This is a genomic window from Sphingomonas sp. SORGH_AS_0438 (genome assembly GCF_031453475.1).
Classification (GTDB): Bacteria; Pseudomonadota; Alphaproteobacteria; order Sphingomonadales; family Sphingomonadaceae; genus Sphingomonas.
On the sequence record NZ_JAVIZS010000001.1, the window covers coordinates 1,683,905 to 1,705,171 of the forward strand.

The 21,267-nt window shown below is 69.2% G+C and carries 13 protein-coding genes and 1 pseudogene; 8 read left to right on the forward strand and 6 right to left on the reverse strand.

Annotated elements, in window-relative coordinates; genetic code table 11:
- Nucleotides 1-10 precede the first annotated feature (10 nt).
- Nucleotides 11-1,039: pseudogene (locus QE452_RS07760) on the forward strand (family 43 glycosylhydrolase); the annotation flags it as partial.
- Here the strand turns inward: QE452_RS07760 and QE452_RS07765 are convergent.
- Both QE452_RS07765 and QE452_RS07770 read right to left on the reverse strand, forming a co-directional pair.
- Nucleotides 1,011-1,877 (reverse strand): Brp/Blh family beta-carotene 15,15'-dioxygenase, encoded by an 867-nt coding sequence (locus QE452_RS07765; protein WP_309658804.1) that lies wholly within the window; start codon nucleotides 1,875-1,877, stop codon nucleotides 1,011-1,013. The pseudogene QE452_RS07760 and the gene QE452_RS07765 sit on opposite strands and share 29 nt — an antisense overlap.
- Nucleotides 1,874-2,593, reverse strand: a complete 720-nt coding sequence (locus tag QE452_RS07770) for a bacteriorhodopsin (protein ID WP_405052749.1) — start codon at nucleotides 2,591-2,593, stop codon at nucleotides 1,874-1,876. Before QE452_RS07770 ends, QE452_RS07765 begins: the two co-directional genes overlap by 4 nt.
- A gap of 172 nt (nucleotides 2,594-2,765) precedes the next feature.
- Here QE452_RS07770 and QE452_RS07775 point away from each other — a divergent pair, with 172 nt between their 5' ends.
- The 3 genes from QE452_RS07775 (at nucleotide 2,766) to QE452_RS07785 (ending at nucleotide 8,466) form a co-directional block, all read left to right on the forward strand.
- Nucleotides 2,766-3,593, forward strand: a complete 828-nt coding sequence (locus tag QE452_RS07775) for a formate/nitrite transporter family protein (RefSeq protein ID WP_309658802.1) — start codon at nucleotides 2,766-2,768, stop codon at nucleotides 3,591-3,593.
- Between the two features lie 79 nt (nucleotides 3,594-3,672).
- Nucleotides 3,673-6,006, forward strand: a complete 2,334-nt coding sequence (locus QE452_RS07780) for a glycoside hydrolase family 31 protein (RefSeq protein ID WP_309658801.1) — start codon at nucleotides 3,673-3,675, stop codon at nucleotides 6,004-6,006.
- Nucleotides 6,007-6,162: 156 nt separating this feature from the next.
- Nucleotides 6,163-8,466, forward strand: a complete 2,304-nt coding sequence (locus QE452_RS07785) for a glycoside hydrolase family 3 C-terminal domain-containing protein (RefSeq protein ID WP_309658800.1) — start codon at nucleotides 6,163-6,165, stop codon at nucleotides 8,464-8,466.
- 29 nt (nucleotides 8,467-8,495) lie between these two features.
- Here the strand turns inward: QE452_RS07785 and QE452_RS07790 are convergent, their stop codons facing one another.
- Complete coding sequence (locus tag QE452_RS07790; RefSeq protein ID WP_309658799.1) at nucleotides 8,496-8,981, reverse strand: Lrp/AsnC ligand binding domain-containing protein; 486 nt, start codon at nucleotides 8,979-8,981, stop codon at nucleotides 8,496-8,498.
- Nucleotides 8,982-9,080: 99 nt separating this feature from the next.
- Here QE452_RS07790 and putA point away from each other — a divergent pair, with 99 nt between their 5' ends.
- Both putA and QE452_RS07800 read left to right on the forward strand, forming a co-directional pair.
- The gene (gene putA / locus QE452_RS07795; protein ID WP_309658798.1) at nucleotides 9,081-12,701 is read left to right on the forward strand and encodes a trifunctional transcriptional regulator/proline dehydrogenase/L-glutamate gamma-semialdehyde dehydrogenase; all 3,621 of its coding nucleotides are present in this window, start codon (nucleotides 9,081-9,083) and stop codon (nucleotides 12,699-12,701) included.
- Between the two features lie 73 nt (nucleotides 12,702-12,774).
- On the forward strand, nucleotides 12,775-13,671 hold the full coding sequence (locus QE452_RS07800) for an aldo/keto reductase (protein ID WP_309658797.1): 897 nt from the start codon (nucleotides 12,775-12,777) through the stop codon (nucleotides 13,669-13,671).
- Nucleotides 13,672-13,678: 7 nt separating this feature from the next.
- On the opposite strand, the gene recG is transcribed toward QE452_RS07800, so the two are convergent.
- Nucleotides 13,679-15,727, reverse strand: a complete 2,049-nt coding sequence (gene recG / locus QE452_RS07805; RefSeq protein ID WP_309658796.1) for an ATP-dependent DNA helicase RecG — start codon at nucleotides 15,725-15,727, stop codon at nucleotides 13,679-13,681.
- 95 nt (nucleotides 15,728-15,822) lie between these two features.
- On the opposite strand from recG, the gene QE452_RS07810 reads away from it, so the two are divergent.
- Nucleotides 15,823-16,089 (forward strand): succinate dehydrogenase assembly factor 2, encoded by a 267-nt coding sequence (locus QE452_RS07810; RefSeq protein WP_309658795.1) that lies wholly within the window; start codon nucleotides 15,823-15,825, stop codon nucleotides 16,087-16,089.
- A gap of 95 nt (nucleotides 16,090-16,184) precedes the next feature.
- Nucleotides 16,185-19,652, forward strand: coding sequence for a transcription-repair coupling factor (gene mfd, locus QE452_RS07815; RefSeq protein ID WP_309658794.1), 3,468 nt, complete (start codon nucleotides 16,185-16,187; stop codon nucleotides 19,650-19,652).
- Between the two features lie 21 nt (nucleotides 19,653-19,673).
- Here mfd and QE452_RS07820 read toward each other — a convergent pair whose 3' ends face one another.
- Nucleotides 19,674-20,675 (reverse strand): NADPH:quinone oxidoreductase family protein, encoded by a 1,002-nt coding sequence (locus QE452_RS07820; RefSeq protein WP_309658793.1) that lies wholly within the window; start codon nucleotides 20,673-20,675, stop codon nucleotides 19,674-19,676.
- Nucleotides 20,638-21,267: a 3-isopropylmalate dehydratase small subunit gene (gene leuD, locus QE452_RS07825; RefSeq protein WP_309658792.1), complete on the reverse strand. Its 630-nt coding sequence runs from the start codon at nucleotides 21,265-21,267 to the stop codon at nucleotides 20,638-20,640. The genes QE452_RS07820 and leuD overlap by 38 nt, the downstream gene beginning before the upstream one ends.

Consider the following 21,267-nt stretch of genomic DNA (forward strand, 5'->3'; position numbering starts at 1 on the left):
GAGAATGCCGATGACCCATCCGACCCGTCGCCTGATCCTGGCCGGCGGTGCGCTGGCCGCTGCCGCGCCGACGCTCGCCCGCACGGCCGCGAGCTCCGCCATCGTCAATCCGTTGGTGCGCCAGCGCGCCGACGCGCAGGTCTTCCGCCACACCGACGGCTGGTACTACATGACCGGGTCGGTGCCCGAATATGACCGGCTGGTGCTGCGCCGGTCGCGCACGCTCGCCGGCCTGTCGACCGCGAAGGAAGCGGTGCTGTGGCGGCATCAGGCCAGCGGGCCGATGTCGGGCTTCCTCTGGGCGCCCGAGCTGCACCTGATCGACGGCCGCTGGATCATGTATTTCGCCGCCGGACCCAGCGGCGGCGGCGCGGACGTGTTCCGCATCCGCACCTATGCGGTGGTCTGCGACGGCCCCGATCCGATGACCGGTCGCTGGACTGTTCTCGGCGAGTTGCAGACGCCCTGGGACAGCTTCAACCTGGACTCGACCAGCTTCGTCCATCGCGGCACCCGCTATCTCGCCTGGGCGCAGCGCGAACCGGGGATCGAGACCAACTCGAACCTCTATCTGGCCCCGCTTGCCACGCCGCTGACGCTGGCGGCGAAGCCGGCCCGGCTGTCGGTGCCGACGCTCGACTGGGAAGTCCGGGGCTACAAGGTCAACGAGGCCCCCGCCCTGCTGGCGCGCAACGGTCGGCTGTTCCTGACCTATTCGGCCAGCGCCACCGATGCGCGCTACTGCATGGGCATGCTGACCGCGCGCGACGATGCCGACATCATGGACCCCGCCGCTTGGACCAAGAGCCAAGTGCCGGTGATGACCACGTCGCCCGCCCACAAGATCTACGGACCCGGCCATAACAGCTTCACCGTCGACGAGCGGGGCCGCGACATGCTGGTCTATCACGCCCGCGATTATGCGGCGATCAAGGGCGATCCCCTGTTCGATCCCAACCGCCACACGCGCGTCCAGCCGATCCGCTATACCGGCGACGGCGTGCCGATCTTCAATCCGCCGGTCGCCAACGGGCCACTGGCCTGAACGGCAGGGGGCGGCGCGGCCTGCTCGCCTGCGCCGCCCCCTCGAACCAGGGCGTCACCAGCAGATGCGGCACGGCGAGCGCCGCCATGCAGGCGAACAGAATCTCCACGCCGCCATGCTGTCGCACCAGCAGCAGCGCGCACGCCGCCGCCATCACCAGCGCAAGCGTCAGGATCGGTGCGACCGCGCGGAGATAGGCGAAGACGGTCCGACACCCGATCCGCTCCCGCCGGATGTCGGTCTGGGGCAAGGCGTGGAGGATCAGGAAGCCGAGCGAGAAGCCGACCAGCGGCGGTGGCAGCAGCAAGGCGAGCGTGCCCGACATCAATCGCCCGTCCCGCCGGAGCAATGCCATGGCCAGCAGCGCGCCGCCGGCCAGCAGGCCGAACAGGCGCATCGTGTCGACCATCGCCGGGACGATCGCCGACTGCCCCGTCGCGCTGGCGAGCAGATCGGCGAGGCCGACCGGATGCAGGACCGCCGGCACCGTCACCAGGCCGACCCCGCGCGCCAGCCGTTCGAGCATGCCGGCCTCGGCTCCATCCTCCAGACCGAAATGCAGCGCCGAGGCGAGCAGGAACAACGGCATGGCCGCGGCCGGCTCGCGCAACCACCAGAGCAGGCACAGGGCGGCGGCGGTCAGATAGCAGGCGAGGAAGAGCGTCCGCCGCGCCGGTGCGACGATCGCCAGATCGCTCGCGCCATGCGCCATGCCGATGACGCCGATCGCCACGACCGCGAAGCCGAGTTGCACCGGGAGCGACGCGATAGAGGCCAAACCTGCGCCGGCCAGTAGCACCCCCCATCCGATCGCCGCGCCCTTGCGGATCACCGGCGGGTGCTGCGAACGGGTTCCGTCCCCACCAGGGCCGAGTCCAGATTGGCGGCCGCATAGAAGGCGTAGACGACCTTCGCGACCACATCCAAGACCAGGATCGCGGTGACCGAGGCGGGGTCGGAGATGATCTTCAGCCCCTCCGGACCGACCAGGAAGACGATCGGATAGAGGAACCAGATCACGGTCAGGAAGACCAGATTCTTCGAATACGCGCTGGCCAGCGCCCCGCCCCGCTCGTTCGCCACGGCCTTGAGCGGCACCCAGAGCAGATAGAGCACGCCGGCAAAGGCCGCGCAGGACCAGCCATACCATATCCACTTCACGACCGGCACCTCGACCAGCGACGACACCAGCCCGGCGACGATCATCAGTACGTCGAGCACGATGATCGCGGTCAGATACCCGCCGACCTCGCCCGTGCGGCCGCGCTCGTGAAAGGCGAGCAGCACCAGCCCGGCAAGCAGGATCGGCGTCGTCACCGACCAGTCGGCATAGCGCGCCAGATAGGTGACCGACCCGGTGATGCTGACCAGCGTCCCGATGCTGAAGGCCATAGCGAGATAGGCGGTGGCGGCGATGAACGGCACGCTGGAATGCAGCAGCGTATGATGACGCGCCGGTGGTGCCTTGCTGCCCTTGGTGTAGATGGCGAGCGACCCCAAGGCCATAGTCGCAAAGCCGATCAGGAAAGCAGTCTGGTCCACGAACATGGTCCCTCCGAACGGAACGACCCGGTGCCGATCCTTGAGGCCGCCAACGTGGATCAGCGTCATCCATGTCCATGAATAATCGTTCATTTTGGTTCGGATCAGGGATTTAAGCCGGCCCATATGTCCGTCGACGCCCCTGGTGCGTTGCCCGTGTCGACAGGGAGTGACCGGCATGGCGGACGAGCGGACGAACGACGAGAAGACGGAAGACCGGCAGGAGGCGGACGAGCGCAGCGCCCCGTCGGCGCGCGTCGTCTATGGCGCGGTGATCGAGCAGGGCGAGGACGAGTTGAAACGTCCGGTCGCCTCGCTCTTCTGGTCGAGCTTCGCCGCCGGCCTGATGATCATGGCGTCGCTCTGGGTCAGCGGGGCGCTGCACCATTATCTGCCGGAGACGTCCTGGGCCGGGGCGGTCGCCGATCTCGGCTATCCCTTCGGCTTCCTGATCGTGATCCTCGGCCGGTTGCAGCTCTTCACCGAGCATACGGCGGTCGCGGTGCTGCCCGTGCTGCGCAAGCCGAGTGGCCGGGGCGCGCGCGGGCTGGCGCGGCTCTGGGCCATCGTCTTCCTCGGCAACATGCTGGGCGCTGCCGCCGCCGCCGGGCTTGCCGCGCATGGCCATGTCCAGTCGGCGGAGACGCTGGACGCCATGGTCGCGGTCTCGCGCCGGCTGCTCGATCGCACGCCGCTGGAGACATTGATGCAGGCGATCCCGGCCGGGCTGCTGATCGCCTCCATCGCCTGGATCCGCTCCGCGACCGAGGGCAGCGGTTTCTGGATCGTCTTCGCCATCACCTATGCGATTTCGGTGAGCGGCTTCGCCCATGTCGTCGCCGGCGCGTCGGAGGCGTTCCTGCTGCTGTGGCATGGCGACGTCTCGGCCGGTTGGGTGGCATTCGGCTTTGTCGGGCCGGCGCTGCTCGGCAACATCATCGGCGGCACCGGGCTGTTCGCGCTCCTGGCCCATGCGCAGGTCAAGGAGGAAGTGCCGACCGCCTGACCCCTACGACCATAACCCGCTCGCCTGCCGTCACCTTTCTGGTAACGGTACGGCGATCTGGAGAGGGAATGAGGACCACATGCGCGCAATTCTGACCGGGGCCGGAGCCGCGACCGCGCTGGCGCTGGTGATGGCGGCCCCGGCGGCGGCGGCACCGCTCGCGACGCTCGACCGCAACGGCAGCCTGGTGTCGATCGAACCCTATGCGCCCAATATCGTCCGCGTAACGATCGCGACCGACCGGACCCAGGTCGATGCGCCGCCCGGCGAAGGACCGAATGCCAAGCCCGACGCCACCGGCTGGACTCACCGCAGCGAGGCCGGCGGCGACGCCTTCACCTCGGGCGCGATGACGCTGACGGTGAACGCCCAGCCCTGGCCCAAGGCACCGACGCAGATGCAGCGCTATTTCGCCTCGGCGCTGCCGCCGGTGTCGATCCGCGTCGGCGATGCGCGCGGCACGACCGTGGCGGAGATGACCGGCTGGGAGATGTCGCCCCACGTCGTCAACGGGGAGAAGACGTTCCGGGTCGGCGCCAGCTTCGCCGTCCAGCCGGACGAACATTATTACGGCCTGGGCCAGAACCAGGAGGGGCAGCTCGACCTGAAGGGCCGCACGATCGACTGCCGCCACAATTACGATGCCCCGGCCGGCGAGACGGTGTGCGTGCCCTTCATGGTCACCAACAAGGGCTATGGCATCGTCTGGGACAATGCGTCCGTCACGACCGTCTCCCCCGGTCTCGGCAACGCCACCCACTGGCAGTCCGAGGTCGGCGAGCGGGTCTCCTTCTTCGTCATCACCGGCGCGACGGCCGACGACCTCTATGCCGGCTATGCGCGGCTGACCGGGCGCACTCCGCTGCCGCCCAAGGCCGCCTTCGGCCTCATCCAGAGCAAGGCGCGCTACGAAAGCCAGAAGGACCTGCTCGACATCGCGCAGGGCTATCGCAGCCGCAACCTGCCGCTCGACGTGATGGTGCTCGACTGGTTCTACTGGACGCGGATGGGCCAGCTCGACATCGACCGGACCTATTTCCCCGATCCCAAGGGGATGAACGACCAGTTGCGCGCGATGGGGATGCGCTCGATCATCAGCGTCTGGCCCCGGTTCGAGAAGGAGTCGCGCTACTTCAACCTGCTCGAAAGCAAGGGCTGGCTGCTCAAGGATGCGGACGGCCGGACGGTCGACGGCCTGCCGGTCCGCAACGACCGCGCCGGCGCGCTGATCGACAGTACCAATCCGGACGCCCGCGCCTGGTTCTGGGACCGGATCCGCGACAATATCGCGAGCCAGGGCTTCGACTGGTTCTGGCTGGACGAGACCGAGCCCGACCTGGTGCCGGACGGCAAATTCTATGCGATCGGCTCGGGCGACCGCTATCACAACCTCTTCCCGCTGGTGCACACCGATGGCGTAGCCGAGGGTTCGGCGCGCGATCGGCCGGCCTTGCGCAACCTGATCCTGTCGCGTGCCGCCTATCTGGGCGTGCAGCGCAACGGTGCGCTGTTCTGGTCGTCGGACATCAAGTCCAATTGGGAAGCCTATCGTCACCAGGTGCCCGCCGGCCTGGGCTTCACCGCCACCGGCATGGCCTATTGGGGCAGCGACATCGGCGGCTGGCAATGGCCCAGCGGCCCCAAGGCGGAGAAGCCGGTGCTGCTCGATCCCGCCGGCGCGACCGCGATGGCGCCGACCTATACCGACTATCCGGAGCTCTTCACCCGCTGGTTCGCCTATAGCGTGTTCACGCCGACGCTGCGTATCCATGGCCAGCGGCCGGGCACGGCCTTGTGGGAATATGGCACGGCGGCGGAGCCGGTGCTCGCCGGCTTCCTGAAGCTGCGCTACGCGCTGATGCCCTATCTCTACGCGCTCGGCCGCCACACCTATGAAAGCGGCGCGCCGTTCATGCGGGCGCTGTTCATGGACTTCCCGAACGACCCCCAGGTCGCGACGATGGGCGACGAATACATGTTCGGCCCCGCCTTCCTGGTCGCGCCGGTGACCGAACAGGGTCAGACCAGCCGCCCGGTCTATCTGCCGGCCGGCGCCGACTGGTATGATTACTGGACCAACGAGAAGCATCGCGGCGGCCAGACCATCACCGTCGCCGCACCGATCGATCGCATCCCGCTGTTCGTGCGCGCCGGATCGATCGTGCCGATGGGCGTGCCCGTGCAGAGCACCGCGACGCGCCAGCCGCTGGCGAGCATCCGCGTCTATCCGGGGGCCGATGCCCGCTTCACGCTCTATGACGATGACGGCGTCACCAACGCCTATCGGGACGGGAAGAACGGCAGCAGCGCGACGCTGCGCTGGGACGACCGCACCGGCCGCCTGACCGTCGATGGCAAACTGCCGACCGGGCAGAATGCCGCCTCGCTGGTGCAGGTAATGGGCGGCCAATAGTTCTTCGACCAAGGGCGGCCGCCCGGCGCCGGGCGGCCACCTCAACTGCCGGAGAGACCGCGGGTTTTCCCGATTGATGCACGCCCGACGCATCGCTTAGGAAGGTTAACCATCCCCTGCCCCGCGGCCCGTCCCCGCCCCCAATGTGAGACCCTGATGATCCGTCCGACCTTCTCGCGATTGCTGCTGTCCGCCGCCACGATCCTCGCCCTCGCGCCGGCCGGCATCGCCGAGGCTCAGACGACCAACAATGCGCCCCAGGCCGCCGCCGCCCCCACCGACGGCCCGAAGGAACGCCCCTGGATGAACGCGGCCCTGTCGCCCGACCAGCGCACCGACCTGCTGCTCAAGCAGATGACGCTGGCGGAGAAGCTGCAACTGACCTTCGGCTATTTCTCCACCCAGGCGGACTGGCTGCGCAACGCGACCAAGAACTGGGTCTTCCCCAAGGACGGGCTGCCCGGCTCGGCCGGCATCGTGCCCGGCATCGCGCGGCTGGGCATTCCCGCCCAGTGGCAGACCGATGCCGGCGTCGGCGTCGCCAGCCAGCGCGGGCCGACGCCGCGCCTGCGCACCTCGCTGCCCTCGGGCCTGGCGACCGCCGCGACCTGGAACCCGGAACTGGCGCAGGCCGGCGGCGCGATGATCGGTAACGAGGCCTTCCTGTCCGGCTTCAACGTGCAGCTCGCGGGCGGCATGAACCTGATACGCGAGCCGCGCAACGGCCGCAATTTCGAATATGGCGGCGAGGACCCGCTGCTCGCCGGCATCATCACCGGTCATGAGATCCGGGGCATCCAGTCGCAGCATGTCGTCTCGACGATGAAGCATTATGCCTTCAACGACCAGGAGACGAACCGGATGGTCATGGACCATCGCATCGGCGAGCAGGCGGGGCGGCAGTCGGACCTGCTGGCGTTCGAATTCGCCAACGAGGTCGGCCAGCCCGGATCGGTGATGTGCGCCTACAACCGCGTCAACGGCGCCTATTCCTGCGAGAATGACTGGCTGCTCAACAAGGTGCTGAAGCAGGATTGGGGCTTCAAGGGCTATGTGATGAGCGACTGGGGCGCCACCCATTCGACCAGCGAGGCGGCCAATGCGGGGCTGGACCAGCAGTCCGGCTGGGCGTTCGACCGCTCCGCCTATTTCGCCGACGCCCTGCGTGAGGCGGTGAACAACGGCCATGTCAGCAAGGACCGCGCCGACGACATGGCGCGCCGCGTCCTCCATGCGATGTTCGCCAACGGGCTGTTCGATCACCCGGTCCAGGGCGACCAGTCCGCCAGGATCGACTATGCCGGCCATGCCGCCGTCACCCGCGCCGATGCGGAGGAAGGCATCGTCCTGCTCAAGAACCGGCCCGGCCTGCTGCCGATCGCCAAGTCGGTCCGCTCGATCCTGATCGTCGGCAGCCATGCCGATGTCGGCGTGCTGTCGGGCGGCGGCTCCAGCCAGGTCTATCCGCATGGTGGCCCGGCCAATGGCCTGATCGTGCCCGACGAGCATCCCAGCGGCTTTCCCGGACCCAAACTCTACCACAATTCCTCGCCGATGAAGGCCTTGCAGGCGCGCACCACCGCCACCGTCACCTATCTGGACGGCAAGGACATGGCCGCCACCGCCGCCGCGGCGCGCAAGGCGGACATGGTCGTCCTGTTCGGCGAGCAATGGACCGGCGAGTCGCTCGACGTGCCCGATCTCAACCTGCCGGATGGCCAGGACCGGCTGATCGACGCGGTGGCCAGGGCCAATCGCAACACCGTCGTCGTGCTGGAGACGGGCGGGCCGGTGGTGATGCCCTGGCTGTCCAAGGTGGGCGCGGTGCTGGAGGCCTGGTATCCCGGCACGTCGGGCGGCGAGGCGATCGCGCGGGTGCTGACCGGCGAGGTCAATCCATCGGGCCGCCTGCCCGTCACCTTCCCCGCCTCGGTCGCGCAACTGCCCCGGCCGGTGCTGGAGGGCGATCCCAAGCTGGACAGCGACTCGCACCCGGTCAGCGACTATGACAAGGAGGGCGCGGCAGTCGGCTACAAATGGTTCGAGAAGACCGGGGCCAAGCCGCTCTTCCCGTTCGGCTATGGCCTGTCCTACTCCCGCTTCGCGCTGAGCGGCCTGACCGCCGAGCCGAGCGGGCGCGGCATCTCGGCGCGCTTCACCGTCACCAATAGCGGCCCGGTCGCGGGCAAGACGGTGGCGCAGGTCTATGTCGCCGGACAGGGTTGGGAGGCGCCGCGCCGCCTGGGCGCGTTCCGCAAATTCGACCTCTCGCCGGGGGCCAGCGACTCCGCCGCGGTGACGATCGACCCCCGGCTGCTCGCCACCTTCGATCCCGCCACGCGCAGCTGGCATGTCGCGGCCGGCCGCTACACCGTGACGCTGGCGGACTCGGCCGGCGATCCCGGCCGGTCGGTGACGGTGCAACTCGGCGAATCGACCTTCCGCCATCCGGGGGAATAAACTGCCGGGGCGGCGGCGGTGCCGTCGCCCTACAGGCCGCCGTCGCGGATCGTCTCCATCGCCACGAAGGTGGAGGTGTTGGCGACATGCGGCAGCGCCGAGATGCGCTCGCCCAGCACCTCGCGATAGCGGCGGATGTCGGCGGTCCGCACCTTGAGCAGATAGTCGAAGCTGCTGGCGATCATATGGCATTCCTCCACCTCGGGAATGCGCAGCACCGCGCGGCGGAACTCGTCCAGCGCCGCCTCGCGCGTGTCGGACAGCTTCACCTCGGTGAAGGCGATATGGTCCAATCCCAGCTTGGCCGGATCGATGATCGCGCGGAAGCCCAGGATATAGCCCTGGTCGATCAGCCGGCGCAGCCGTACCTGGCACGGCGTCTTCGACAGGCCGACCCGCTTCGCCAGTTCGGTGACCGACAGCCGGCCGTCGGCGCGCAATGCCTCGACGATGCGGCGGTCGAACAGGTCGATCGGACCGGCAGGGGCGGGTTTGGCGTCCGTTCGATCCGTCATCACCGCTCCGATAAGTGCGTTCGGCGCGAATTTGCCCCAAATCCGGGCGGACCGCCAGCGCGATCATCATTATAGCGGGGGCGAGAGGATCGCCCGACCATGTCCCAGTTCGCCGCCCCCGCCTTCGCCGACTTCGCCCCCCCGATCCGCCCGCAGGACGATCTGCGCCGCGCGATCACCGCCGCCTATCGCCGCAGCGAGGTCGAGTGCCTCGCCCCCCTGCTCGATGCCGCGACGCTGCCCGATGCGATCCGCCGCGACGCCACGGCGACCGCCACCGCGCTGGTCACCGCGCTGCGCGCCAAGCACAAGGGCACCGGGGTCGAGGGGCTGGTGCAGGAATATGCCCTGTCCAGCCAGGAGGGCGTGGCGCTGATGTGCCTGGCGGAGGCGCTGCTCCGCATCCCCGACACCGCGACCCGCGACGCGCTGATCCGCGACAAGATCGCCGGTGGCGACTGGCGCGCGCATGTCGGCGACGGGCGTTCGCTGTTCGTCAATGCGGCCACCTGGGGTCTGGTCGTCACCGGCAAGCTGACCGGCAGCGTCAATGACAGTGGCCTGGGCGCGGCGCTGACCCGGCTGATCGCGCGGGCGGGCGAGCCGGTGATCCGGCGCGGCGTCGACATGGCGATGCGGATGATGGGCGAGCAGTTCGTCACCGGCGAGACGATCGGCGAAGCGCTGAAGCGCGCCCGGCCGCTGGAGGCGCGCGGCTTCCGCTACAGCTACGACATGCTGGGCGAGGCGGCGACCACCGCCGCCGATGCCGATCGCTATTACCGCGACTATGACACCGCCGTCCGCGCGATCGGCGAGGCGTCGGCGGGACGCGGCATCTATGCGGGTCCGGGCATTTCCATCAAGCTGTCGGCGCTGCACCCCCGCTATGTCCGCGCCCAGGCGGCGCGGGTGATGACAGAGCTGCTGCCGCGCGTGAAGGCGCTGGCGCTGCTTGCCAAGCGCTACGATATCGGCCTCAACATCGATGCCGAGGAAGCCGACCGGCTGGAACTGTCGCTCGACCTGCTCGAAAGCCTGGCGACCGACCCGGATCTGGCGGGTTGGGACGGTCTGGGCTTCGTGGTCCAGGCCTATGGCAAGCGCTGCCCCTTTGTGATCGACTGGATCATCGCCCTTGCCCGGCGGGCGGGCCGGCGGATCATGGTCCGGCTGGTCAAGGGCGCGTATTGGGACGCGGAGATCAAGCGCGCGCAGGTTGACGGACTGGCCGATTTCCCGGTCTATACGCGCAAGATCCACACCGACGTCGCCTATATCGCCTGCGCCCGCAAGCTGCTGGGGTCGCGCGATGCGGTCTTCCCGCAATTCGCGACGCATAACGCGCAGACGCTGGCGACCATCTACCAGCTCGCCGGCCCCGACTTCACGGTCGGCGATTACGAATTCCAGTGCCTCCACGGCATGGGCGAGCCGCTGTATGACGAAGTGGTCGGCGCGGAGAAGCTCGACCGGCCGTGCCGCATCTATGCGCCGGTGGGCACGCATGAGACATTGCTCGCCTATCTGGTCCGCCGCCTGCTGGAAAATGGCGCGAACTCCTCCTTCGTCAACCGCATCGCCGATCCCGAGATATCGATCGCCGACCTGGTCGCCGACCCGGTCGAGACGGTGCGCGCTATGGCGGTGCCGGGGCAGAAGAACCCGAACATCGCCCTGCCCCGCGACCTGTACGGCACGCGCGTCAATTCCGCCGGGATCGACCTGAGCGACGAGGCCGCGCTGGCGTCGCTCGGCGCGGCGATGAAGGCGACGTCGACGTGGCAGGCGGGCAGCCGGGGCGCGAGCCGGCCGGTACGCAATCCCGCCGATCACCGCGACACCGTCGGCACGGTGCAGGAAATGTCCGTCGCCGACGCGCAGGACGCCGCGCGCAGCGCCGCCGCCGCCGCCGAGCGCTGGGCCGCCCTGCCCCCCGCCGAGCGCGCCGCGATGCTCGACCGTGCGGCCGACATGATGCAGGCGCGGATGCCGGGCCTGCTGGCGCTGATCGTCCGCGAGGCCGGCAAGTCGCTGCCCAATGCCATCGCCGAGGTGCGCGAGGCGATCGACTTCCTGCGCTATTATGCCGATCAGGCGCGCTCGACGCTGGGTACGGCGCATCGCTCGCTGGGCGTCGTCACCTGCATCAGCCCGTGGAACTTCCCATTGGCGATCTTCATCGGCCAGGTCGCGGCGGCGCTGGTCGCGGGCAATGCCGTGCTCGCCAAGCCCGCCGAGGAAACCCCGCTGATCGCCGCGCAGGGGATCGCCATCCTCCATGCGGCGGGCGTTCCCGCCGACGTGCTGCACCTCGTGCCCGGTGACGGCGCGATCGGTGCGGCGCTGGTCGGCGCAGCGGAGACGCAGGCGGTGATGTTCACCGGCTCGACCGAGGTCGCCCGGCTGATCCAGAAGGAACTGGCCAAGCGACTGCGCCCCGACGGCGCGCCCATCCCCTTCATCGCGGAGACGGGCGGTCAGAACGCCATGATCGTCGATTCTTCCGCGCTCGCCGAGCAGGTCGTGGCCGACGTGATCGCCTCCGCCTTCGACAGTGCGGGCCAGCGTTGCTCGGCGCTCCGCATCCTGTGCCTGCAGGAGGAGGTCGCCGATCGGACGCTGGCGATGATCCGGGGGGCGCTGCATGAACTGTCGATCGGCCGCACCGACCGGCTGGCGGTCGATATCGGCCCGGTCATCACCGCCGAGGCGAAGGCGAATATCGAGGCGCATGTCGAGCGGATGCGCGGGGCCGGCCACCGCGTCGAACAGGTCGCGATGACCGATGCGACGGCCCATGGCACCTTCGTCGCCCCGACGATCATCGAGATCGACGACATCGCCCGGCTGGAGCGCGAGGTCTTCGGACCGGTGCTGCACGTCGTCCGCTTCCGCCGCGCCGATCTCGACCGGCTGATCGATCGGATCAACGCCACCGGCTATGGCCTGACCTTCGGCCTGCACACCCGGCTGGACGAGACGGTCGCGCACGTCACGGCGCGGGTGAAGGCCGGCAATCTCTACATCAACCGCAACGTCATCGGCGCGGTGGTCGGGGTTCAGCCCTTTGGCGGCCGTGGCCTGTCGGGCACCGGGCCCAAGGCGGGCGGGCCGCTCTATCTCGGTCGGCTGGTCGCGGGCGCGGACCTGCCGCCGCCGGTGGTGTCGGACCAGGCCGATCCTGCCGCGCGCGAATTGGCGATCCTGCTGGAGGCACGGGGCGAAACGGCCCTCGCCGCCCGCATTCGCGAGGCGATCGAGGCCTCGATGCTGGGCGGCGCGGTGGAGCTGGCCGGGCCGGTCGGCGAGCGCAACCTCTATGCGCTGCACCCCCGCGGTCGCATCCTCGCGCTGCCCCGCACGCGCGACGGCTTGATCGAGCAGATCGGCGTGGCCCTCGCCGCCGGCAACCAGCTGGTGATCGGCGAAGCGGGCGCCCTGCGCGAGGCGCTGGCGAGCCTGCCGTCCGGCATCGCCGCCCGCCTCGCCTGCGTCGAGGATTGGCGGCAGGAGGGGCCCTATGCCGGCGCGCTGATCGAGGGGGATGCCGACACGGTCGCGGCGGCGCTCGGCACGCTGGCCGAGCTGCCGGGGCCGATCGTGCTGCCCCAGGTCGGCTCGGCCGGCTATCGGCTCGACTGGCTGGTCGAGGAGGTCTCCACCTCGATCAACACCACGGCGGCGGGCGGCAATGCCAGCCTGATGGCGGTCAGCTGATCGCGCGCGGGCCGTGCAGGCGGCCCGCGCCACCGCTTCCCCGGCCGGGCTTCCTGTGCGATGTCCGCGCCTTATGACGACGATCCACCTCTCCGCCGAACCGCGCCCGCTGGGTCGCAGCGACATCCTGATATCCCCCATCGCCTGGGGCATGTGGCGCTTCACCAGCGAGGATGTGCCGGCGGGCCGCGACCTGGTCGAGGCGGCGCTGGAGGCGGGCATCACCCTGTTCGACACGGCCGATATCTATGGCGCCGGCAGTCCGGGCGGGTTCGGGTCGGCGGAGGCGCTGTTCGGCCGCGTGCTGGCCGACGCGCCGACGCTGCGCGACCGCATGGTGATCGCGACCAAGGGCGGCATCCGGCCCGGCATCCCCTATAATTCGTCCGCCGCCTATCTGGCGGAGGCGCTGGACGATTCGCTGGCGCGCATGGGGGTGGACCGGGTCGACCTCTACCAGATTCATCGTCGCGACCTGCTCGCCCATCCACAGGAGGTGGCCGGCGCGCTGTCGGCGATGGTCGCTGCGGGCAAGGTGCGCGGGATCGGCGTCTCCAACCATAGCCCGGCGGAGCTGGACGCGTTGCAAGCGTTTCTGGACCTGCCGATCCTCAGCACCCAGCCGGAATTCTCGCCGCTTCATACCGCGCCGCTGTTCGACGGCACGCTCGACCAGGCGATGGTCCGCGACCTGGCGGTGCTCGCCTGGTCGCCCCTGGCTGGCGGGCGGCTGCTTGCCGAGGGCCATCCCGCCGGCCTCCTGCTCGCCGATCAGGGCGAGCGCTACGGCGTCGATGCGGCGACGGCGGCGCTGGCCTGGGTGATGGCGCATCCGGCACGGATCATCCCCATCGTCGGGTCGCAGACCGCCGCCCGCATCCGCGCCGCCGCCGGGGCGTACCGGGTCGAATGGACCCGGGCGGAATGGTATGCGGTGCTCCAGGCCGGCCTGGGGCAGCGACTGCCATAGGCGCGGGTCAGCCGGATCGCAGCAGCGCCACCCCCGCCTCACGCTCGAACAGGTAGAGCGCGATCCGTGCCGCCTGCCCGCGCGCGCCGTGCAAGCCGCCGTCGCGGTCGATCAGCAGCCGCGCATCGTCCTGCGCGCATTGCAGCAGGTCGGGCAGCAATTCGGGCGGGGCGAGGCGGAAGGCGGCGTCACCCGACTGGCGCGTGCCCAGCATCTCGCCGCCGCCGCGCAGGCGCAGATCCTCCTCGGCGATGCGGAAGCCGTCATTCGTCTCGCGCATCAGCGCCAGGCGCGCGCGCGACGTCTCCGACAGCGAACTCCCGCGCAGCAACAGGCAGCGCGACAGGCCTCCACCGCGACCCACGCGCCCCCGCAACTGGTGAAGCTGCGCCAGGCCGAAGCGATCGGCATGTTCGATCACGATCAGCGTCGCATTGGGCACGTCGACGCCGACCTCGATCACCGTCGTCGCGACCAGCACCGACAGGCGGTTGGCGGAGAAGGCCTCCATCACCGCATCCTTCTCGGCGGGCTTCATCCGGCCATGGACCACGCCGATCCGCTCGCCGAACCGCGCCGCCAGCGACTCCGCCCGCGCCTCGGCGGCAGCGAGGTCGGACTTCTCGCTCTCCTCGACCAGCGGGCAAACCCAATAGGCCTGGCCGCCATCGGTGATGTGGCGGCCGATCGCATTGACGACCTCGTCCAGCCGGTCTTCGGAGACGACGCGCGTCTCGATCGGTTCGCGGCCGGGGGGCATCTCGTCGAGCCGGCTGACGTCCATCTCGCCATATTGCGCCAGCGTCAGCGTGCGCGGGATCGGCGTCGCGGTCATCGCCAGCAGATGCGGGCTGCGGCCCTTTTCCTGGAGCAGCAGCCGCTGCGCCACGCCGAAGCGATGCTGTTCGTCCACCACCACCAGCGCGAGATCGCGATAGGCGACCGCCTCCTGGAAGATCGCATGCGTGCCGACCAGGATGTCGATCGATCCGTCCGCCAGCCCCATCAGCGTGGCTTCGCGCACCTTACCCTTGTCGCGGCCGGTCAGCACCCCGATGGTGATCGGCAGGCCGGCGAGCAGCCGCCGCAGCGACTCATAATGCTGGCGCGCCAGGATCTCGGTCGGGGCGAGCATCGCGCCCTGCGCCCCCGCCTCCACCGCGACCAGCAGCGCCATCGCGGCCACCAGCGTCTTGCCCGAGCCGACATCGCCCTGGAGCAGGCGGAGCATCGGCGCCTCCTGCCGCAAATCGCCCTCGATCTCCGCCACCGCACGGCTCTGCGCCCCGGTCGGCGTATAGGGCAGCCGCAACTGATCGCGCAGCCGCCCGTCGCCCAGCAGCGCCCGGCCACGCCGCTTGCGCGTGTCGGCGCGCACCAGGGTCATCGCCAGCTGGTTGGCGAACACCTCGTCATAGGCCAGCCGCTCGCGCGCCTTGGCATCGGCGGGGTCGGCATGGATGCGGACCAGCGCGTCGCGCCAGTCGGGCCATTCGCGCTTGGCCTTCAGCCCGGCGTCGATCCATTCGGGCAGGTCCGGCGCGCGCGCCAGCGCCTGTTCGACGAAGCCGGCCAGCCGGCGCGAGGTCATCCCCTCCGACAGGGGATAGATCGGCTCGCGCTCGCGCATCGGTTCGCCCGGTTCGGCGAGTTCGGGATGAACGATCTGCAAGTCCTGGCCATATTGGTCCAGCCGACCCGACACCTGTTTCGGCTCGCCGAGCGGCAGCAGCTTCTTCGCCCAGCCGGGATGGCCGCCGAAATAGACCAGGGCGACGACATTCCCCTCCCGGTCGATCGCCATCACCCGCGTCGGCGCGCGGCCATTGCCCTCGCGATAGGATTGCGGGGTCAGCGTGATCGCGATGATCCGCCCCGCATCCGAGGTCATCAACTCGGTGCGCGGCAGCCGGTCGACATGGCCGGTCGGCAGGTGGAAGGCGACATCGACGACGCGCGACAGGCCCAGCCGGTCGAGCGGCTTGGCCAGCGCAGCCCCCACGCCTTTCAGCGCAGTGACTTCGGCGAACAGGGGATTGAGGATTTCGGGACGCATGACTGACCGCCTCATGCCAGCGATTGCGCGCATCTTCCAGTTGACCCGGCGGCTTTCCGGTCCGACATGCCGGCTTTCGATTGACGGGAACGAATGTGGACCACGAAATCCGGCTGAAACGCCTGCGCTTCCGCGCCTGGCACCGCGGCACGCGCGAGGCCGATCTGATGATCGGCGGCTATTTCGACGCGCATCACCAGGAATGGACGCCCGACCAGCTCGACTGGTTCGAGACGCTGCTGGAGGAGCAGGATGTCGACATCATGGGCTGGGCGATCGGCTCCATCCCCTGCCCGCCGCAATGGGAAAGCCCGATGATGCAGGCGATGCGCACGCTGAACTTCGTGCCGGTGTCGCGCTAAGCCGTTTCATTCCTTTCCCGTGGAAGGGGAAATTGGCGGCTCGATGCGTTGCTGCCATCCATCGCCTCCAGCCGGAGGCGCGTAGCGAGACCTGAATGCCCGACCTGACGCAGATCCTCTCCGCCCGCCAGCCGCTAACCCTGGCCGGCGTGCCCGGCGGCTTCCTGCCGTCGCTGCTCGCCGATCTGGCGCGGGCGGCCCCGGCGCGGGCGGTGTTCGTCGCGTCGGACGAGCAGGCGATGCGCGCGATCGCGGCCACCGCGCCCTATTTCGCGCCCGAGCTGGAGGTGGTGCAGTTCCCCGCCTGGGACTGCCTGCCCTATGACCGCGCCTCGCCCTCGCTGCGGGTGATGGCGGAGCGTATCGCTGCGCTGCACCGGCTCCAGGCCAAGGCGAAGGGGCCGCAACTGCTGCTGACGACGGTCAACGCCGCGACGCAGCGCGTGCTGACGCCGTTCCGCATCCGGCAGCTGATCGCCACGCTCGCGCCCGGCGAGCGGATCGACCGCGAGAGCCTGGCGCAACTGCTCCAGGCGAACGGCTATATGCGGACCGAGACGGTGCACGACCAGGGCGACTATGCCGTGCGCGGCGGCATTGTCGACCTGTTCCCCAGCGGCGAGGATCAGGCGCTGCGCCTCGACTTTTTCGGCGACGAGATCGAATCGGTCCGCACCTTCGACCCCGCCGACCAGCGCACCACCGGGCGGATCGACGGCTTCACGCTGCTGCCTGCTTCCGAGGCATTGCTCGATCCCGACTCGGTCAAGCGCTTCCGCACCCGGTATCGCGACACGTTCGGCGCGACCGCGACCGGCGATCCGCTCTACCAGGCGGTGTCCGACGGGCGGCGCATGGCCGGCATGGAACATTGGCTGCCTTTGTTCGAGGAGAAGCTGGCGACGCTATTCGACCATCTGCCCGGCGACACGGTGGTGATCCGCGACCAGGCGAGCGGCGCGGCCGGCGAGCAGCGGTTCGAGGCGATCGCCGACTATTACGAGAACCGCAAGCGCGCCGAGGCGGCCCAGCCCGGCAGCTACCGCCCCCTGCCCGCCAAGGCGCTCTATCTGGATGCTGCGGAATGGCGGCGCGGGCTGGAGGCCGTCACCGCGCACGTCACCACCCCGTTCCACGAGCCGCCATCGCCGACCGTGCTCGATTTCGAGGTCGACGGCCCGCGCGACTTCGCGCCCGAACGCGCCGCTCAGGCCAACGTCTACGAGGCCGTGGTCGACCATGTCCAGGCGCTGCGCAAGCAGGGCCGCAAGCCGGTCCTGGCCAGCTATTCGAACGGCGCGCGCGAACGGCTGGGCAACCTCCTCAAGGACCATGGGCTGAAGGGCGGCAAGGCGGCCGAGACGTGGCAGGACGCGCTGGGCGTCGCCGATCTGGCGAAGAGCTTCGGCGTCGCGCTGGTCGTGCTGCCGCTCGACCATGGCTTCACCGCGCCCGGCGTCGCGGTGCTGACCGAACAGGACATGCTGGGCGACCGGCTGATCCGCCGGCAGAAGCGCAAGAAATCGGCCGATGCCTTCCTCGCCGAGCTCGCCACGCTGTCGCCGGGCGATCTGGTCGTCCATTCCGACCATGGCATCGGCCGTTACGAGGGGCTGACCTCGATCCCCGTCGGCAAGAGCCCGCATGACTGCGTCGCGCTGGAATATGCCGGCGGCGACAAACTCTACGTGCCCGTCGAGAATCTCGAGGTCCTGACCCGCTATGGCTCGGGCGAGGACGGCGCAGCGCTCGACCGGCTGGGCGGCGAGGCGTGGCAGCGCCGCAAGTCGAAGATGAAGGAGCGCATCCGCGAGATCGCCGGCGAGCTGATCGCCACGGCGGCTGAGCGGGCGCTTCGTGCGGGCGAGGTGGCGGAACCGGACAATGCCGGCTATCCCAGCTTCGTCGACCGCTTCCCCTATGACGAGACGGACGACCAGGACCGCGCGATCGGCGATGTGCTGAACGACCTGGGCGCGGGCCGGCCGATGGACCGGTTGATCGTCGGCGATGTCGGCTTCGGCAAGACCGAGGTCGCGCTGCGCGCCGCCTTCGTCGCCGCCATGTCGGGCTTGCAGGTCGCGGTGGTGTGCCCGACGACCCTGCTCGCGCGCCAGCATTACAACCAGTTCGTCCAGCGGTTCGAGGGCTTCCCGATCAAGATCGGCCGCCTGTCGCGTCTGGTCGGCTCCGCCGAGGCCAAGGGGGTGAAGGAGGGCGTGGCGTCGGGCGATCTCGACATCGTCGTCGGCACCCATGCGCTGCTCGCCAAGGGCATCACGTTCAAGCGGCTGGGGCTGGTGATCGTCGACGAGGAACAGCGGTTCGGCGTCACGCATAAGGAGCGGCTGAAGGCGCTGAAGGCGGACGTGCACATGCTGACGCTGACCGCGACGCCGATCCCACGCACCTTGCAGATGGCGATGTCGGGCCTGCGCGAACTGTCGGTGATCCAGACCCCGCCGGTCGATCGCCTGGCGGTCCGCACCTATGTCATGCCCTGGGACCCGGTGGTGCTGCGCGAGGCGTTGCTGCGCGAACATTATCGCGGCGGGCAGAGCTTCATCGTCACGCCCCGCGTCGCCGACCTGCCCGATATCGAGGAGTATCTGCGCGAACAGGTGCCCGAGATCCGCTATGTCGTCGCGCACGGCCAGATGTCGGCGACCGAGGTGGAAGAGCGCATGTCCGCCTTCTACGACCGCAAGTTCGAGGTGCTGGTATCGACCACCATCATCGAGAGCGGCATCGACATTCCGTCCGCCAACACGATGATCATCCACCGCGCCGATCGTTTCGGCCTGGCGCAGCTCTATCAGCTGCGCGGGCGCGTCGGCCGGTCGAAGACGCGCGCCTATGCCTATCTGGTGACGCCGCCCGAGAGGCAGATGACCGATGCGGCGGAGAAGCGGATGAAGGTGCTGTCCGACCTCGACTCGCTCGGCGCCGGCTTCCAGCTCGCCAGCCATGACCTCGACATTCGCGGGGCCGGCAATCTGCTCGGCGACGAACAATCGGGTCATATCAAGGAGGTCGGCTACGAACTCTACCAGTCGATGCTGGAAGAGGCGATCCTGGAGGCCAAGGCCGGCGGCGCGTTCGAGCGGCCGCGCGACTTCTCGCCCCAGATCACGGTCGATGCGCCGATCCTGATCCCGGAGGATTATGTCCCCGATCTCGACCTGCGCATGGGCCTCTATCGCCGCCTCAACGAACTGGAGAAGCGCGAGGAGATCGAGGCCTTCGCCGCCGAGATGATCGACCGGTTCGGCCCCCTGCCCGACCCGACCGACAATCTGATCCGCGTCATCGAGATCAAGCTCAACGCCCGCAAGGCGTGCATCGCCAAGATGGATGTCGGCGTGCGCGGCGTGCTGATCAGCTTCCACGACGACCGACCGCCCAATGTCGAGGGGCTGCTCGCCTATGTCGAACGATTGAAGGACGTGGCGAAGCTGCGCCCCGACGGCAAGCTGGTGCTCAACCGCGCCTGGCCCGATACCAAGTCGCGGCTGCACGGGGCGCTGCAATTGTCCAAGGGCTTGGCGAAAGCGGCGCGCTGACCGGCGCGCCGCCTCGGCAGGTCAGCCGTCGATGGTGACCACCAGCTTGCCGATCGCGCCGCGCGCGGCCATCTTCGCGATCGCCTTGCCGCCGCGCTCCAGCGGATAGGTTTCGGTGACGCGCGGCGCGATCCGCCCCTCTTCCCAGAGGCGGAACAGGTGGTCGACATGCGCGGCATTGGCCTGCGGATCGCGCGCCGCAAAGGCCCCCCAGAAGACGCCGCACACGTCGCAGCTCTTCAGCAGCGTCAGGTTGAGCGGCAGTTTGGGGATGCCCGCCGGGAAGCCGACGACCAGATAGCGCCCCTCCCAGCCGATCGCGCGCAATGCCGGCTCGGCATAGTCACCACCGACCGGGTCGTAGATCACGTCGAACCCGGCCTTGCCGCCCGCCGCCTTGAAGCGTTCGGCCAGCGCCTTGGACTGGTCCTTGTCGAAGGGGGCGCGGCCATAGACGATCGTCTCATCCGCGCCCGCGTCCCGGGCGGCGGCGGCCTTTTCCTCGGAGGACACGGCGGCGACGACGGTCGCGCCGAACGCCTTGCCCAGTTCGATCGCCGCCAGCCCGACGCCGCCCGCCGCGCCCAGCACCAGCAGGCGGTGCCCCGCCGCCAGGCGTCCCCGGTCGAGCAGGGCATGGATGGTGGTGGCATAGGTCAAGAGCAGCGCCGCCCCCTCGGCGAAGCTGCGCCCCTCGGGCAGGCGATAGAGGCGCGCCGCATCGACCGCGACCCGTTCGGCCAGGCCGTTATGGCCGACCATCGCGATCACCCGGTCGCCGGGCTGGAATTGGGTGACGCCGTCACCGACATGGTCGACGATCCCGGCGATCTCGCCGCCCGGCGCGAAGGGGCGCGGCGGCTTGAACTGGTAGCGATCCTCGATGATCAGCACGTCGGGATAGTTGATCGCACAGGCCTTGACCCGCACCACCACCTGTCCCTTGGTCGCGACCGGATCGGCCACCTCCGTCAATATCAGAGTTTCAGGTCCGCCCGGCGCCTTGGACAGCAATGCCTTCATAGCCGCGTCTCTCCTCGATCCAGGGGCGATGCTCGGCGAGCTCGCCCTCGAATTTCGAAATCGCGGTATCCTGCGCCAAGGTCAAGCCGATCTCGTCCAGCCCCTCCATCAGGCAGCGGCGGCGGAAGGGATCGAGCGGGAAGGCGAACCGGTCCTGATAGGCGGTGGTGACGGTCATCGTCTCGAGGTCGACGGTGATCGGCGCATCCGCCGCCGCCTCAACCAGCCGGTCGATCGCCTCCTGCGGCAGCACCACGGGGATGATGCCGTTCTTGAAGGCATTGCCGGAGAAGATGTCGGAGAAGGAGGGCGCGATCACCGCGCGCACGCCCATGTCGACCAGCGCCCAGGCGGCATGTTCGCGGCTCGACCCGCAGCCGAAATTGTCGCCGGCGATCAGGATCGGCGCACCGGCATAGCGCGGGTCGTCGAAGATATTGCCTGGCACCGCGCGCACCGTCTCGAACGCGCCGCGTCCCAGTCCCGTGCGGCTGATCGTCTTCAGCCAGTGCGCGGGGATGATGACGTCGGTGTCGATATTCTTGGCACCCCAAGGATAGGCGGTGCCGCTGACGATGGTCACGGGGTTCAC